The organism is Rhodoluna sp., from assembly GCF_036721215.1.
Lineage (GTDB): Bacteria > Actinomycetota > Actinomycetes > Actinomycetales > Microbacteriaceae > Rhodoluna.
Genome location: NZ_DAIMLM010000001.1, coordinates 233,711 through 249,549 on the forward strand (window position 1 = coordinate 233,711; position 15,839 = coordinate 249,549).

General features: G+C 48.0%; 14 protein-coding genes. 10 read left to right on the forward strand and 4 right to left on the reverse strand.

From position 1 onward, the window contains the following. Positions 1-61: 61 nt before the first annotated feature. Positions 62-1,075: a GDP-mannose 4,6-dehydratase gene (gmd, locus tag AC9UCN_RS01230; RefSeq protein WP_509523020.1), complete on the reverse strand. Its 1,014-nt coding sequence runs from the start codon at positions 1,073-1,075 to the stop codon at positions 62-64. Between the two features lie 229 nt (positions 1,076-1,304). Between gmd and AC9UCN_RS01235 the strand changes: the two genes are divergently transcribed. From AC9UCN_RS01235 to AC9UCN_RS01250, 4 genes are all read left to right on the forward strand, one after another. Then, positions 1,305-2,426, forward strand: coding sequence for a glycosyltransferase (locus AC9UCN_RS01235; RefSeq protein ID WP_509523022.1), 1,122 nt, complete (start codon positions 1,305-1,307; stop codon positions 2,424-2,426). Between the two features lie 19 nt (positions 2,427-2,445). Then, entirely contained in the window at positions 2,446-2,871 is a 426-nt protein-coding gene (locus tag AC9UCN_RS01240) for a WxcM-like domain-containing protein (protein ID WP_509523023.1), read from the forward strand. Positions 2,872-2,938: 67 nt separating this feature from the next. Then, the gene (locus AC9UCN_RS01245; protein WP_509523025.1) at positions 2,939-4,588 is read left to right on the forward strand and encodes a DUF2142 domain-containing protein; all 1,650 of its coding nucleotides are present in this window, start codon (positions 2,939-2,941) and stop codon (positions 4,586-4,588) included. Continuing rightward, the gene (locus tag AC9UCN_RS01250; RefSeq protein ID WP_509523027.1) at positions 4,585-5,505 is read left to right on the forward strand and encodes a GDP-L-fucose synthase family protein; all 921 of its coding nucleotides are present in this window, start codon (positions 4,585-4,587) and stop codon (positions 5,503-5,505) included. Before AC9UCN_RS01245 ends, AC9UCN_RS01250 begins: the two co-directional genes overlap by 4 nt. On the opposite strand, the gene AC9UCN_RS01255 is transcribed toward AC9UCN_RS01250, so the two are convergent. Continuing rightward, positions 5,506-7,080: a phytoene desaturase family protein gene (locus AC9UCN_RS01255; RefSeq protein ID WP_509523028.1), complete on the reverse strand. Its 1,575-nt coding sequence runs from the start codon at positions 7,078-7,080 to the stop codon at positions 5,506-5,508. 233 nt (positions 7,081-7,313) lie between these two features. Here AC9UCN_RS01255 and AC9UCN_RS01260 point away from each other — a divergent pair, with 233 nt between their 5' ends. The 3 genes from AC9UCN_RS01260 (at position 7,314) to AC9UCN_RS01270 (ending at position 10,701) form a co-directional block, all read left to right on the forward strand. Next, complete coding sequence (locus AC9UCN_RS01260) at positions 7,314-8,663, forward strand: ABC transporter substrate-binding protein (protein WP_509523030.1); 1,350 nt, start codon at positions 7,314-7,316, stop codon at positions 8,661-8,663. An 89-nt stretch (positions 8,664-8,752) separates the two neighbouring features. Then, positions 8,753-9,760, forward strand: a complete 1,008-nt coding sequence (locus AC9UCN_RS01265; protein ID WP_509523032.1) for a carbohydrate ABC transporter permease — start codon at positions 8,753-8,755, stop codon at positions 9,758-9,760. After that, positions 9,760-10,701 (forward strand): carbohydrate ABC transporter permease, encoded by a 942-nt coding sequence (locus AC9UCN_RS01270; protein WP_509523034.1) that lies wholly within the window; start codon positions 9,760-9,762, stop codon positions 10,699-10,701. Before AC9UCN_RS01265 ends, AC9UCN_RS01270 begins: the two co-directional genes overlap by 1 nt. Here the strand turns inward: AC9UCN_RS01270 and AC9UCN_RS01275 are convergent. Then, complete coding sequence (locus AC9UCN_RS01275; protein ID WP_509523036.1) at positions 10,698-12,083, reverse strand: GH1 family beta-glucosidase; 1,386 nt, start codon at positions 12,081-12,083, stop codon at positions 10,698-10,700. The genes AC9UCN_RS01270 and AC9UCN_RS01275 overlap by 4 nt on opposite strands. Positions 12,084-12,204: 121 nt before the next feature. Here AC9UCN_RS01275 and AC9UCN_RS01280 point away from each other — a divergent pair, with 121 nt between their 5' ends. Genes AC9UCN_RS01280 through AC9UCN_RS01290 form a run of 3 tightly spaced genes read left to right on the forward strand, consistent with a single transcriptional unit; the run spans position 12,205 to position 14,842 of the window. Beyond that, positions 12,205-12,858 (forward strand): response regulator transcription factor, encoded by a 654-nt coding sequence (locus tag AC9UCN_RS01280; protein WP_509523038.1) that lies wholly within the window; start codon positions 12,205-12,207, stop codon positions 12,856-12,858. Continuing rightward, positions 12,855-14,603, forward strand: coding sequence for a sensor histidine kinase (locus tag AC9UCN_RS01285; protein WP_509523039.1), 1,749 nt, complete (start codon positions 12,855-12,857; stop codon positions 14,601-14,603). The genes AC9UCN_RS01280 and AC9UCN_RS01285 overlap by 4 nt, the downstream gene beginning before the upstream one ends. A gap of 5 nt (positions 14,604-14,608) precedes the next feature. Next, on the forward strand, positions 14,609-14,842 hold the full coding sequence (locus tag AC9UCN_RS01290) for a DUF5522 domain-containing protein (protein WP_509523040.1): 234 nt from the start codon (positions 14,609-14,611) through the stop codon (positions 14,840-14,842). On the opposite strand, the gene AC9UCN_RS01295 is transcribed toward AC9UCN_RS01290, so the two are convergent. After that, complete coding sequence (locus tag AC9UCN_RS01295; RefSeq protein ID WP_509523041.1) at positions 14,832-15,812, reverse strand: carbohydrate kinase family protein; 981 nt, start codon at positions 15,810-15,812, stop codon at positions 14,832-14,834. The genes AC9UCN_RS01290 and AC9UCN_RS01295 overlap by 11 nt on opposite strands. Between the last annotated feature and the right edge of the window lie 27 nt (positions 15,813-15,839).

Consider the following 15,839-nt stretch of genomic DNA (forward strand, 5'->3'; position numbering starts at 1 on the left):
CACAAGAAATGTCTTTATTGAGACTAAAATTTTTTTGGATGGATACAGTACTAGAAACTACCTACAGGAACTTCGGCACGTCTACAACGTGAGAGTTCTTTGTCACACTTTCGATGTCATGTTTTACCATCAGGCTAGCTAAGCCGGCTACGTCAAGGGTGCGCTTCCAATCAAGGTTCTTTTGAGCTTTAGAGGCGTCACCGATTAGCGAGTCGACTTCTGTAGGACGAACATAGCGGTCGTCGAATTTGACGTACTTTTCCCAATCTAGACCTGCTTCTTGAAATGAATAGTCCAGGAAATCCTTGACAGTTGCTGAAGCACCTGTGCCAATAACAAAATCCTCAGGCGTATCAGCTTGAAGCATCAACCACATCGCCCTTACGTACTCTGGTGCGTATCCCCAGTCCCTGACAGCATCTAGGTTTCCCAGGTAAAGATCCTTTTGGAGACCGAGCTTGATCTTTGCCACCGCACGGGAGATCTTTCTTGTTACGAAGGTCTCTCCTCTTCGAGGAGATTCGTGATTAAAGAGGATGCCGTTTACTGCAAACAAACCATATGCTTCTCTGTAGTTTCGGGTCATCCAATACGCATAGAGTTTCGCAGCACCGTATGGGCTTCTTGGATAGAACTCTGTAATTTCACTCTGAGGAGGAGGAGTCGCCCCAAACATCTCTGAGCTTGACGCCTGGTAAAACTTGGTTTCCGGGCAAGCGAGCCTTATGCCCTCGAGGAGGCGAGTGGTGGCCAGACCTGTGACGTCGCCAGTAAATTCTGGTTGATCAAATGAAACACGAACATGTGACTGAGCAGCTAGATGGTAAACCTCGTCTGGTCTAATCGAAAAAAGAAGAGTTGTGAGCCTAGAGGCATCGGAGAGATCTGCAAAGTGAAGAAATAGAGAGCGATTTTCTTCATGAACATCCTCAAACAGATGGTCAATTCGTTGGGTGTTGAGGTTGGATGCTCTCCGCACTAAGCCGTGGACCTCGTAGCCTTTGGAGAGCAAAAACTCAGCTAAGTAAGAACCATCTTGACCCGTGATACCGGTGATAAGCGCTTTTTTCTTCATGCGGACAAAGTTAGCAGATTTAGGCGCCCAAATTTGTGAACTGTGGTCCAATCCTGGCTGCGAAAAGAATCCAAGGCACAAACCTAGATAAATTGTACATAAATCAGGCGGTAGAACTAAATACACCCGACTCTCAAACTCGGTTTCAAATTAGACTAAACGTAATCATTCAGCAGTTTGGTACATATAAAAGTCACAATTGCTTATGGGTCGAAAAAAGAAAGAAATCATGAAAATACTTCTTGTCGGAATGGCGGACAGTATTCATCTTTCGCGCTGGATATCACAATTTGATTCAAGTGATTTGATTTTTGAGGTTGTCTCGGCTTCTCCACACAGACGAGTTCAAAAGGGAATATCTGAGCGCGCACGGAAATCAAACCGAGTATCAATTACCTGGTTTTCAAGAGTTTTCTCATTGCCGATGTGGATAGCGGATCGGTTTCTCTCCGACTGGGTTCGGGGTGCATACATTGCATGGAGGATTCGAAGGTTTAATCCAGAGATCGTTCATATCCATGAGCTGCAAAATGCAGGATACGCAACCCGAAGAGCTTTTCAGCTTCTGAAGAATAAGCCAAAACTAATCGTCACAAACTATGGAAGCGAAATAGTCTGGTTTTCAAAGTTCCCCAAGCATAAGGCCAAGATAAAAGCCCTACTTGATATAGCTGATGGCTTCAGCGCGGAGTGCACCCGTGACTACAATCTCGCAGCACAGATTTCTTCTGGCTACCAAACACTTCCGTTGATGCCGGTTGCTGGTGGGCTCGCCAAATTTTCTGGACCAGAGCGGGTTCGGAACAAGATATCAATAAAGGGATATGAAAACCATTGGGGTAAGGCCATCGCAGCACTAGAAGCTGTTGCTGGTCTGGGAGCCAAGCTCGGCAATCTCGAGATCGTTTTATACAGTTGCAACGCACCTGTGCTTCGAGCCGCAAAGAAACTCTCGAAATCTACTGGTATGAAAATCACCACATATAAAAAGGGCGCACTTTCTCACAACCAAGTCATGGATCTGTTCCAATCCTCTTTGATTTACGTAGGGCACTCGCTTTCCGATGGGATTTCAACATCGATGGTTGAGGCTATGGCAATGGGTGCGATTCCAGTCCAAACAAACACTTCTTGTGCCCAGGAGTGGGTAATGGACAAGAAAACAGGCTTTATCTTTACCCCCAACGATTTAGATGCTCTTCGCTCTGCAGTTCTGGACATAATCGAAGGCAGGTTTGACTCTGAAGCTGCAAGGGCTGAGAACTATGCTGTTATTGATTCAAGGTATAACCCAGACAAACTATCTTTAATCGCAGCCGGGTACTACCAGAGTCTTACTGCAAGTGCTTGAAGAACTAGAAGGACAAAATATGGATCAAGTCCCCAAGCTAATTGTTGGCGCGCGGCATGTGGATGAACGAGGATCCTTACTTTTCAACAATGAGTTGAATATTTCGAACTTCAGACGTATGTACATAATCAATAATTCAGATAGCCAACCTTTTCGCGGTTGGCACGGCCACGAGTTTGAGTCAAAAATATTCATAACACTTTCAGGGCGAATTAGATTTGGCGCTGTAAGAGTCAAGGACTGGTCCAATCCTGACAAATCCCAAGTACCTGAGGTCGCAGAGCTTAAAGCTGATTCACTTGACGCCTTCTTTGTTCCTGGCGGTTATGCAAATGGCATTCTTTCACTAGAACCAGGTTCTCAGGCTCTAGTGATTTCCTCGTCAACTTTGAGCGACAGCTTAGTCGACGACTACAGGATTGAATCAACATTCTGGAAAATCTAGACTTCCTTCAAATCGGACTATATTTGAAGAATTATGTCGAGACATTCAGTAGGGGCGGGAATCAGTAATGGCTAAGACAGAAAGCCCAAAGATTCCCTCACTTAAGGCTGCAGACTCCAAAAAAGGATTTTCAAAGAGAGTTGTCCGCTGGACAAGCGTCTCGATTGTTTCAGCCATCATGACTTTGGGTGCTTGGGCTTTTGCATCCCCCATCGGCTCCACTCCAGATGATGACTACCACTTGGTGAGCATTTGGTGTGGGCAGGGATTCCGGGACGGCATCTGCGAGGAAGGTTCTGAACCACGTGAAGTAGTAGTGCGTGAAACCTTGATGGAATACCCATTTTGTTATGCATTTAACCCAGACGACACTGCTACGTGTAAGCAAACAGAAGCGTTTGCTCCAACAACAAGAAGTAATGGGGGAGAGAACCCCAGAATTTTCTATTGGGTTATGAGTTGGTTTGCCAGCGATGATTTGACGGCATCTGTTATTTCCATCCGTTTTTTTAATTCGATACTTGTAGTGCTCGGCTTTGCTGCTGTGACTTTTGCCCTGCCTAGACACTTGCGGCGAGTACCGGTGGTAAGCGCTGTTTCCATAGCGCTTCCCCTTGGCTTGTTTATTCTTCCAAGTACCAACCCCTCTGCTTGGGGGGTTTATGCAGTTGTGCTTTTCTTCTCGGCTTTGCTAGGTTTTGTCCTTACGAAGGATCGAAGATCCCGCTGGATTTTGGGATCAATCGCTTTGGCTACTCTTCTGATGTCAGCTGGAAGTCGACCCGATTCGGCTCTCTATACTTTGGTCGCAATTGCCGCGGTAATAATCATTACCTTCACACGCAAAATGATCACCCCGGTAAACCTTTCAATAGCGGCCGCACTTTTATTAATGGGAGCTATATTCCTGTTTGGCTCCGCCAACACGTCTGCAACGCTTACCGGTGCGCCAGGCGGTGGGCTCACTACCTTTACAGGTGGACAGCTGTACGCAAACATAATCAATCTGCCAACGCTCTGGGTTGGTGGCTTTGGCGTTTGGGGTCTTGGATGGCTCGATACTGCGATGTCTCCAATTGTTTGGGTGGTCGGTTGGGGAGTATTCCTCAGCTTGCTTTTCTCAGCGATTATGTATTTCAACCTGCAACAAGCGTTGTCAGTTTCTTTGATTTTTGCTGCGCTAATCTTTGTTCCTCTTCTGGCACTTAGCGCTAGTGGATTGCTTGTTGGACAGTTCGTCCAACCTCGTTACTTGACGGGGTTGCTCGGAATGCTGATTGCTGCTGCCATGTTCAGAACTTCAATGAACTCGGGACCGCTCATGTCTCGCGCTCAAGTTTGGATCATTGGGTTCGCTTTGGTGTTTGCTCACGTCGTTGCCCTTAGAACCAATATGGGGCGCTACCTAACTGGAATGAGTGAGGTGGCAGAAAATCTTGACTATGGCTTTGAGTGGTGGTGGGTTGATAGACCGGCTAGCGGTGAACTGTTCTGGTTCTCACCGAACTTGGTCTGGATTACTGGATCGGTAGCCTTTGCAGTGTTTTTGGTTTCCCTTTGGAAACTCAGGGCAGAACTTGGCCTTCCGGGATATAACGAATGGACAAAAGAAACCGCATCTGTTGCTTCTTCAGCAACAGCACCTAAGAAGCGAAAGACCACTACCCCTAAAAAAGTGCTTGTTGCCAAAAAAGCTAAGCCTCGGAAGAAAACATGAAAATCTATGTAGCGGGACACCGCGGCCTAGTTGGCTCCGCAACCGTTCGGGAAATTGAAAAAGACTCCAAGCACGTCTTTGTTGGTCAAACAAGAGCTGAGCTCGACCTGTTGGACAGAGCTGCAGTTTTTGCGTACCTAGCCAAAGAAAAGCCAGACGCGGTCATTATTGCTGCAGCTAAAGTCGGTGGCATTCAGGCCAACAACACTTATCCTGTGGAGTTTTTATCTCAAAACCTACAGATTGAAACCAACCTTCTTGATGGGGCTCATGCTGCAGGAATAGAGCGAGTACTTTTTCTTGGCTCTTCCTGTGTTTATCCAAAGTTTGCCCAGCAACCGATCCGGGAAGAGTACCTGCTAACTGGAGAGCTTGAAAAGACCAACGAGGCCTATGCCCTTGCCAAGATCTCTGGACTGAAGCTAGTCCAGGCCTATAGAAATCAATACGGGCACCGATGGATATCTGCGATGCCCACCAACATGTATGGCCCAGGTGACAATTTTGACCTTGAAAACTCACACGTTCTGCCAGCCCTTATTAGAAAGTTCGATGACGCTAAAACCAGTGGAGCTAGTTCAGTAACTCTTTGGGGCTCGGGTTCGCCTAGAAGAGAGTTCTTGCACGCTGATGATTTAGGCAGCGCTTGTATCTTCCTATTGGAAAACTATGACGACGACATCGCCATCAACGTTGGAGTTGGAGAAGATGTCTCAATTAAGGAACTCGCAGAAAGCATTAAAGGAGTTATCGGCTTCGAAGGATCAATCGAATGGGACTCATCAAAGCCAGATGGAACTCCAAGGAAGCTTCTAGATGTTTCGAGGCTGACCGCTTTGGGCTGGAAGGCAAAGATTTCTTTGGAAGACGGGATCACTTCGACCTACCAGTGGTACAAAGCAAACCAAAAGGGCTAATCAGCCAATAGTTTCTAAAACTGCCATTGCTGCGTTGTGACCTGCAATGCCGCTAACAGCGCCACCTCGTCTAGCCCCTGCCCCACAAACCAGCAGATTCTCTCTTTTGGTTTCAACTCCCCATTTTTGGGCAGCGGTGGATCGTGATTCGTGGTCTTCAAGAAAGGGCCAGGCAAGTGCTCCGTGGAAGATGTTTCCTCCTGGAAGCCTGAGAACATCTTCAAGATCTTGAGTGGTCTTTACCTCTATACAGGGCTCACCATTCGCGTCAGTCATCAGTAGATCTTCGATGTTGTCTGCAAGAACTGAATTCAAAGAGGCAAGCACTGCCTGCTTAAGCTTTTCTCGCATTTCGTCTTGGTCTTTGCCATCAAGTAGAGCGTGTGGGGTGTGTAGGGCAAAGACCGTTAGCGTTTGAACGCCTTGCCCCTGTAATGCCTTGGAAAGAATGCTTGGGTCAGTCAGTGAGTGGCAGTAGATCTCGCAGGGCAGGGGATTAGGAATCTCACCCTTGGAGGCTTGCTCAAAGGCACTTTGTAGCTGGCTGTAGTTTTCATTGATGTGGAATGTTCCGCCGAAGGCGGCTACCGGATCCAAGGACTGGTCCTTGAGTTTTGGTAAGCGCTTCAGTAACAGATTCACTTTCACCTGAGCGCCATCCATCTTGGTGGCCGCTGGAACTATGTTTTCTACTCCGGTTAGCTTCTCTAACTCCGTTGGGGAGACATTGGCCAGAACATACTTGCCTTGAATCGATTGCTGGTTTCCTTGCTGGCTGTAGACAACTGTGTTGTCTTGACCTATGGAGCTAACATCACAATCGGCCAGCAAGGTAACTCCAAGTTGCTTGGCTACTTTGTATAGCGAGTCTGTGACTTGACCCATACCGCCGATAGGGATGTTCCAGTCTCCGGTTTCGTTACCGATTACGTGATACAAAAAGCACTTGTTGACATCTAGATTTTGATCAATATTGGAACCAAAGGTTCCAATCAATCCATCTGTTAGAACTACCCCTCGAACTAGATCCGATTCAAAGCTTTCTTCAATAACTTTGCCTACCGGTTGTTCAATGAACTCTTCCCAGATCTGGTCACTACCTGAAAGATCTCTTAGCTTTGCTTTGGCTTCAGATCTTGTGGGAAGTGGATCAAGCACTGTTGGAAACAGTGCTTTAGCTAGCAATGTGGTCTTTCTATAGAACTCATGCCAAGCTTCTGCGTCTTTGGTTGTCCCGATTGATTCAAAAGAGGAAGCAGTGGCTGACTTGTCTTGGTTATCTACCAGCAGACCCTTATTGGTTCCAGGTTGCGGCGTATAAGAGGAGTAGCGCCTGGGGGCTAGTTGGATATCTAGCTTTAGGTCTTCAATGATCTTTTTTGGAAGAAGTGAAACGAGGTAGGAGTATCTCGAAAGCTTGGCCTCTACTCCAGCAAAGGTTTGCTCAGACACCGCTGCTCCACCGAAGGTGGAGAGCCTTTCCAGCACGGTGACTTTTAGTCCAGCTTTGGCAAGGTAGCAGGCTGCGGTAAGGCCGTTATGTCCCCCACCTACTATTACGACGTCTGTATTCATTCTCCAATTATGGGGTACCCACAAAAGGCCAGTGCTGCCAGCATGGGCTCAAAACCTTGGATTGACGGGGATTCTGGGGGACAGGGGGATTGTTATCAACCCGTTACTGTGACAACGAGGGGGCTTTGTAATGCTGGGCTAGCCTTATGGATGTGATTGGGCTTGGGGGCCAACCCTTGGGCCGTAAACAATCAAATTGATTGATCAATCAAACCGATAAATAAGGAGAACCAATGAGGGCAACTATTCGCCGTCGTTCAACAATTGGTGTTGCAACTCTTGCAGTTGCAGCACTTGCTCTATCGGGTTGTGCACCAGCTGCGGAAGATACAACCGCTACTGGAGACTGTGCTGCCTACGCCGATTACCTAGGCAATGAGGGTACCGAGGTTGAGATGTACACAACCATCGTTAGCCCAGAGGCCGACCTATTCCAAGAGTCATTCGCGGAATTTGAAGAGTGCACCGGAATCACCATCAACTGGAACGGAAGCCAGGAGTTCGAAGCTCAGCTACCTGTTCGCGTTGAGGGTGGAACTGCACCTGACCTAGCTATTTTCCCACAGCCAGGTCTTCTAAAGAAGATGGTTGAGACTGGCAAGATGGTTCCTGCTTCTGACGCACTAGCTGCATCAGTAGACGCTAACTACACTCCAGACTGGAAGAACTACGGAACCGTTGACGGAACCTTCTACGCTGCTCCACTAGGTGCAAACGTAAAGTCCTTCGTATGGTACTCACCAAAGACTTTTGCTGACAATGGCTGGGAAATCCCAACCACTTGGGCAGAGCTACTAACCCTTTCTGACGAAATTGCTAAGACTGATGTTCAGCCTTGGTGTGTTGGTTTCGGTTCCGGTGACGCTACCGGTTGGGTTGGAACTGACTGGATGGAAGACCTAATGCTTCGTTTCCAGGACGCAGAGACCTACGACAAGTGGGTATCCAACGAGATGAAGTTCGACGACCCTAAGGTTGCCGAAGTTCTAGCTGAAGCTGGAAAGATCCTGAAGAACCCTGACTACGTAGGCGACGTTGCTTCTATTGCAACTACAACCTTCCAGGATGGTGGAGCAGGTATCGTTGACGGTTCTTGCGCAATGCACCGTCAGGCATCATTCATCGGTGGAATCCTAAAGGGTGACTACGCAGCAACAATCGTTACCCCAGAAGACACCGACGTTGAGGGTGGAATTACCACTTTCTACTTCCCTGGTGTATCTGCTGACAACAAGCCAGCTTTGGGTGGTGGAGAGTTCGTAGGAGCTTTCTCTGACCGTCCAGAAGTACAGGCTGTTCAGCTATACCTAACCACAGCTGAGTGGAACAACAAGAAGGCCGCTTTGGGTACTTGGTTCTCCGCTCACCTAGGTCTAGACACTGCAAACGTTGCTGACCCAGTAAACGCTGTAGCTGTTGAGATCCTTCAGAACGCAACCACCTTCCGCTTCGACGCATCAGACTTGATGCCAGCAGCTGTTGGAGCAGGTTCTTTCTGGAAGGAAATGACCGCTTGGGTTGCAGAGGACAAGGCAGATGCTGACGTGCTAGAGGCCATTCAGGCTTCTTGGCCAGCCAGCTAAGCTAATTCCAAGAAACACAAGTAATTGAATTGTGTGGGCCCTGATGCAAATCAGGGCCCACACTTTCACTACAACTGGGAAAGACCTAAATGTTTGCTATTGACATAGTCGCCAGAAAAACTGGCTGGGAGATTATCGCTCCCAATCTGATTATGTTGGTATCTGGCCTTTTGGCATTTGCCGCAATTATATTTTTGATGTTTGTGTTAGCTGAGCGCACCTCGGTCAAGACTCAAGAGTGGGTTAGGTACCTGGTTTTTTTGGTACCAGCTATAGCGTTACTGATTATTGGATTGATTTATCCAGCCATAAGAACTTTGATCCTGTCATTTATGGATGCTGACAGCGAAGTGTTTGTTGGGATGGACAACTACGTTTGGGCTTTCACCAGACCAGAAATTCTCCAGGTTCTAGGTAACACTGCCATTTGGGTAATTGTTGCGCCGTTGGCATCCACTTTTATTGGTCTAGTGATTGCCTATCTGACCGACCGCATGAAATCGGCTTCAGCGGTCAAGTCACTAATTTTTATGCCCATGGCAATCTCGATGGTGGGAGCTTCAATTATTTGGAAGTTCGTATACGACTTTGAGCCAAACCTAAAGAAGGTAGACATAGGTCTTCTCAGTGCGTTTTCAAAAGCTTTAGGGTTTACACCGCCTAACTGGCTCTTGGAAAACCCACTAAACACCTTCTTGCTAATAGCGGTAATGATCTGGATTCAAACTGGCTTTGCCATGGTGGTCTTGTCTGCTGCCATGAAGAACATCCCAGATGAGGTAGTAGAAGCTTCCATGCTTGATGGCGCTAGCCAGCTAAAGCGCTTTGTTCAAATAACTGTCCCGATGATCAGGTCCTCGATTGTTGTGGTTTTGACAACGATCACCATCGGAACCTTGAAGGTGTTCGATATTGTTCGGACCATGACCGGCGGTAACTTTCAGACCAACGTCATAGCCAATGAGATGTATTCCCAGACCTTCAGGGCGCTAAATTATGGAACCGGTAGCGCCCTGGCTATCATCTTGTTCTTGGGTGTAGTGCCAATTATTTGGTACAACATTCGTCAGCTCAAGCTCGATAGAACGGAGCGATGATGAGTAAGAAATCAGCAACCAAGGGTTTGAACCTGACCAAGGGAAGCCAGCGGATGAAAGACGCCTTCAGTTCTCCTTGGGCTTCGGCTGCAGCAATCATTATTGCTATTTTCTGGACCATTCCGACCTTTGGTTTGTTAGTTAGCTCCGTCAGGCCAGAAAAAGACATAAACGCAACCGGTTGGTGGACAATTCTTGAGAACCCAAACTTAACGTTGGAGAATTACCAGAACGTTCTGTTTCTTGGCTCCTCTGTCACGCCACCACTTAGCCAGTATTTCTTTAATAGTTTTGCGATCACCATACCGGCAGCAATTTTTCCGCTAACGATTGCAGTGTTTGCCGCCTACGCTTTGGCTTGGTTTGATTTCAAGGGCAAGGACTTTATCTTCTTTAGCATTTTTGCTCTTCAGGTGATTCCACTTCAGATGTCGCTAGTCCCGCTTCTGCAGTTGTTTGCCAAGGGGTTCATGATTGGCGAGGACGTGATAATTCCACCGCTTGGAATCACCGGAACTTACATTCCAATCTGGATCGCACACACCATATTCGCTTTGCCACTTGCGATCTTCCTTATGCATAATTTCTTGCGCCAAATTCCTCGTGAGCTCATTGAAGCTGCCAGGGTTGATGGCGCCGGATGGTTCTCCCTGTTTAGACAGGTGGTTTTGCCACTTAGCATTCCCGCTATTGCTTCTTTCGCAATCTTCCAGTTCTTGTGGGTGTGGAATGACTTGCTTGTCGGTCTTACCTTCGGTGGAGGAGTTAAGGATATTGCTCCGTTAACCGTGCGCTTGGCGGAGATGGTTGGAACTAGAGGGTCTGGCTGGGAGACACTAACAGCAGGTGCCTTTGTCTCTATGGTTGTCCCATTAATCGTGTTCTTTGCTCTCCAGCGCTACTTCGTGCGCGGATTGCTAGCGGGATCTGTAAAGGGCTAGTTTCTTTCCTCAAAAACCTTTTTGAGAAATTCAAAGCTCTGCTTTGGAATCCTGGTCAGGTCATTTTCGGAAACGCGAACAATTCCAAAGCGCTTGGTCCAACCTTCGGCCCACTCCAAGTTGTCCATGAGCGACCAGGCGTAGTAACCGCGAAGGTCCACTCCTTGCTCGATGGCATCGAAGGCGGCGTGCAGGTGTTTAGCGTAGTAATCGATTCGATCTTGATCGTCTACAACACCGTCAATTAACTTATCCGGGAAGGCCCCGCCGTTTTCGGTTATGTATAGCGGTACACCAGGTAGGTCCTTAGCAATTCGGGTCAGGGTGGAAGTAAGAGATGGAGCGTGAATCTCCCAACCCATATCCGTTTGAGGCTCCCGTGGAACAAAGTGCACTGGAGGAGATCCGGGGAAAAGAGCCGGCACTTGTCCAACGATGTGACCTGGTCCAGCTGCTGGCTTTGATGCCACCCGCATCGGGGAGTAGTAGTTCACTCCCATCCAGTCAATCCTGTTAGCGGCAGCTTTCAAGCCATCGTCAGTGACAAAATCCCAGTCGGTGTATTTTGCTGTTGAGTCCTTGATCTCGCTGGTGATTCCTCGACCAGCTAGTAGATCTAGCCAGAACCTGTTTTGTAGGTTATCGATATGTCTTGCGGCGTCGGCAATTTCTTCATCGTCAGCAATGATTGTGGTGAGGTTTAGAACAATGCCTGGATTGTTTGCTTTGTTTGATCTAAGAACCTCGATAGCTTTGCCGCTTGCAACCATAAGTCTGTAGGCGACCTCAAGGGAGGTCGCAGGATCTTTAATACCGGGTGCGTGAATACCAGCAGCGTTACCTAGGTAAGCCACAACCCAAGGTTCATTCAGTGTTGCCCAACTAAAGACGCGGTCGGCAAACTTAGAGGACACGACATCGGCGTAGTGCTGGAATTGCTCGTAGATTCCCTCCCAAGCCCAACCACCTTGAGCTTGCAGCTCACTTGGTAGGTCCCAGTGATAAAGAGTCAAGGAAGGCTTAATCCCACGCTTTAGTAGTCCATCGATTAGCCGGTCGTAGAAATCAATACCTTTTTGATCAACAGCAGATTTACCACCGGGAATAACCCTTGGCCAAGAAACAGAAAAACGGTAAGTGTCAACACCCAATCGGGCAAGTAAATCAAGATCTTCTTCGAGTCGATTGACGTGATCGCAAGCCGGGTCCGCGGTTGCTTTATCAACGATTGCACCTGGAACCTTAACGAAATCGTCCCAAATGGAACTTCCTCGGGTGTGGCTAGAGCCTTCAATTTGCCAAGATGAAGTGGCGGCTCCAAACAGAAACCCTGCTGGGACTCTGGAAGATACCTCATTGGCTAAAGCTGTGTATTTGGTCATTGAACAAGCCTAGACCTTGACTTGGAGGGCTAATGTTCGGTCACCACCATGTTTTTTTGCCTGAAAAAGTTCGGGAGGTCATAATTGGATTCAGTCCACAAATCCAGAAACAGAGGTTCCAGTGCCAACATCAAGAACCCTTGTCGTGGTCGAAAACGAGTCCCTACTTCGAGATCTAATTGCTAGATCATTGGAAGCCGTTGGCTTTCATGTCACAACAGCCGCGAACGCATCAGATGCCAAGCGTGCTTGTAAGGCAGTTGACCCTGATGCCTGCATCGTGGATATCGAATTAGGCCCTGGACCTGATGGTTTTGATTTTGCTGAGTACCTAGCAAGAGAGTCACCGGACATTGGTGTCGTCTTCCTAACTAATCTTCCTGATCCAAGATTTGCAAAAAAAGATTCCAAAGCGGTCAAGCAATCGCAGGCATATCTGAGAAAGTCACAACTGGTTGATTCCAAAGAACTAGTGGATGCCGTCAACGCAGTTTTGAAAGAAGAAGACGTTTCCAAGTTTCGTCATGACCAAGCCGAAGGAAGACCATTGGCCGATTTATCAAAACGGCAATTAGCTGTTTTGCAGCTGATGTCCGAGGGAATGTCTAACAGTCAGATTGCAGAAACTCGTGGCACTACGGTTAGAGCTGTTGAAGGAATGATTTCTAGAATTTTTCAAGCACTTGATATTGATGCCAACGGATCAGGTAATGCTCGAATTGCCGCTTCTAAGGCTTACCTAAGCGCTGTTGGTGCGGTAGCGACTGATCAGTGACCGAAGAGTATAAACCTCATCGCCCAACGGCCAAGAGGTTATTCCAACAGGTTGGATCTAGATACGCACTCTCCAACCCGGTACTTTTACTTTTCCTGATCCCCGCTTTCGGTGTTGGAATCATTTTTGATCAAACAAGATCTGACTCAACTTTTGAGTATCGACTAATCAGCGCAACCATTGGTTACATTGCCACCATAATCCCTTTGTTGATCGCTCGGATTTTTCTTCCCAATAAACCAAGGCCCAGTCGGCCGGCGTTACTGATGGTTGTTTTTGCTCTGGCTGGACTAATTCGTGGACTGACTCTGCTCGAGTTTTCAATATTGTCGGGGCAATTTCAAGAAGGGGAGATTCTATATCGCTTGGTGGGTGGTCCGCTATTTACCCTTATCGCACTTATCTTGAACGCGATTGTTGTTTCAAACTATGCAAGGCATAAAGAGGCTCTTTCGATGCTTGCCGCTGAGCGCTTGAGACTGCAGGTTAGATCGGCTGGAGTTCTGGCAAGGGTGCAACAGCAGCAAGAAGAGCTAAGCGCGAAAGTTGAATCCTTGATACGCCCTGCAATTAGAAAGATCCAAGAGACACTAGCTTCCGCCTCATCTGCAGCTGTTATTGGATCCCTAAGAGATGCTGCCGATGAAGTTGTTAGACCCCTTAGTAGGGAAGTAGCGGAGGGGCAAGATGAGTTGAACTTCGAGAATGAGCCAGCTGCCGTAAGGGTTAAATCAGCTCTTCCCAAGCGAGTCATTCTTGGAGAGTTCTTGATTCCATTTTGGGCGGCAACGATGTCCATCGGCTTGTTGGTTTCGAGCACCGTTTTGCTGGAGGAGCCAGCCATGGCGCTAATCGTGCTGACACTGATTTTTGCACTCGTCTTTGGTTTTGGCCGGATTGTGCAGGCGCTCACTTACAAACTTGAAATCCCTACCTTGGCAGCCTGGGTTCTTGTGCCACTTATTTATGCATTCCCTTTGAGTGCCTTCTTTGTTTTGAAGCCGATACTGAACATGCAAAGCACCGATGCTCAAGTGTTCACCATGCTGTTTTTTGAGTGGAGCCTAGGGCTTCTATTATTTTTTGCTCAGCTTGTCCAGCTCCAACGAAGAGAAACAACCGAGCGCCTAAAAGATGTCAACAGACAGCTGGAGGTGATTTCCTCCAGGCTCTCGCAGGAGCTTTGGCTCAACCGCAAAAGGATGGCCGCGCTGTTACACGGTCCTATTCAAGCTGCCCTATACGCCTCGGCGATGGGCATGGCTCAAACCAACAACCCAACCCCTGATTATCTAACTAAGGTTCAAAAGGACATTGAGACTGCTCTTGAGCAACTAAACAATCCAAACCGACTTGAATCCGAAACATTGCTTTCAGTTCTCAACCAAATCAAAGAACTTTGGTCAGGCAGTGTTGAAGTTGAAATTGAAATCCCAACTGAACTAGAGCTAGCGATAACCAACGAGCCGTTGACCTGCGAAGCAACAATTGAGCTAGCTCGGGAGCTAGTAACAAACTCCATCAAGCACGGCCAAGCTAGCAAGGTAAAAGTCACAATCAATCAAATTGACCCAACTAGGTTCAGCGTCGAGGTAACAGATAACGGAAAGGCACCTCTCGAAGGTGCTACCCCAGGTTATGGAACCAAAGTCCTGAATGAGTTGAGCTTGAACTGGGAGAGGACAAGATCGGGCGACACAACGCGCTCTTACGCAGAAATGGTTCTGGCACAAGATAGCGTCTAGGTTCTATGCCTAGACCAACCCAAACCCGAAGACCACTCAGCCTTCCTCACCCGAAGAGACTGGCTGAGGATCACCCTGCGCGCGAAGAGATGCTGCGTCGTCACGAATTGGCAATGGTACTAGATCAACCGGGCTATAAAGATCCAGTAAATGGAAACTTTGTCTTTACGGCTAAAGAACTTTCCAACTTTGATCGCTGCTGCGCAATGGAGTGCAGGCACTGTCCCTTTAAGCGATAGCTGCAATAACAGCTGCTAGTTCAGCTTTAGTTGGCGGCTCTGCCCCAACTCTTTCGCAGGCAATGCTCGCAGCAATGGCTGCGACCCGAGTTATCTGAACCAATTGGTCACTTGTTACTGCAGCTAGTTTTTGATCCGGATCCGCACCCAAGGCATCAATAGCTAACAGCCCACTGAGCATGTGTGCGCAGAAGGTGTCGCCAGAGCCCACGGTATCTTGAACATTAACTGCCCGGGAGGCCACATCAATGCGGACCTTGTTCTTGCGGTAAATGCTTACGCCATCTGGTCCACGGGTTACAAACACAACCTGGTCGGTGTTGCCAATCCAGCCCCAAACAATTTCATCCACGCTAGATCCAGGCGCAAGTTGGTAGAGCCAGTTGATGTCATCGTCGGAGGCTTTAACAATATTTGAAATGGAATTGATTCGCTCCACTCTTTCGCGCTCAACTGATGCGTCAAAGCCAAGGGCTGGGCGAACATTGATATCGTGCGACAAAGTAAGCGAGCCCTCTTTGAAAAATTCGCCGGCCCAAGACTCGATGATGATGTTTCCAGGACCTAATGCCATCGTCAAACAGCCAAACTGCAAAGCCTTCGCTCCGATTTCAGAAAGTATTGCTGCGGTCGGCAATTCTTCGCGGGTGAAGTTCCAGTCAGCGGTTCCTTCAACGTAAAAAGAGTATTTTGCTCCACCGGCAGGACCAATTGACGCAATTGCAAGTGAGGTTGCCTCGGGAGCATCAATTGCGTAGTCAAGCCCAACACCGTTTGATTCAAGACGATTTCTAATCTTCTGCCCGAAAGAATCTGAAGATATTCTTGCAAGAAGTTGCTGCGGGGTTCCTGCTCGGGCTAGCGCGATGGCTACGTTGGCATTTGCTCCGCCAACCACCGCCTGGTAGCTGCCAGAGTCCGCTTTACTCTCAATTAGGTCAATAAGAGCTTCGCCAATCACCACAATCATCCCTCAAGTTTATGGGTCGGGCGTAGG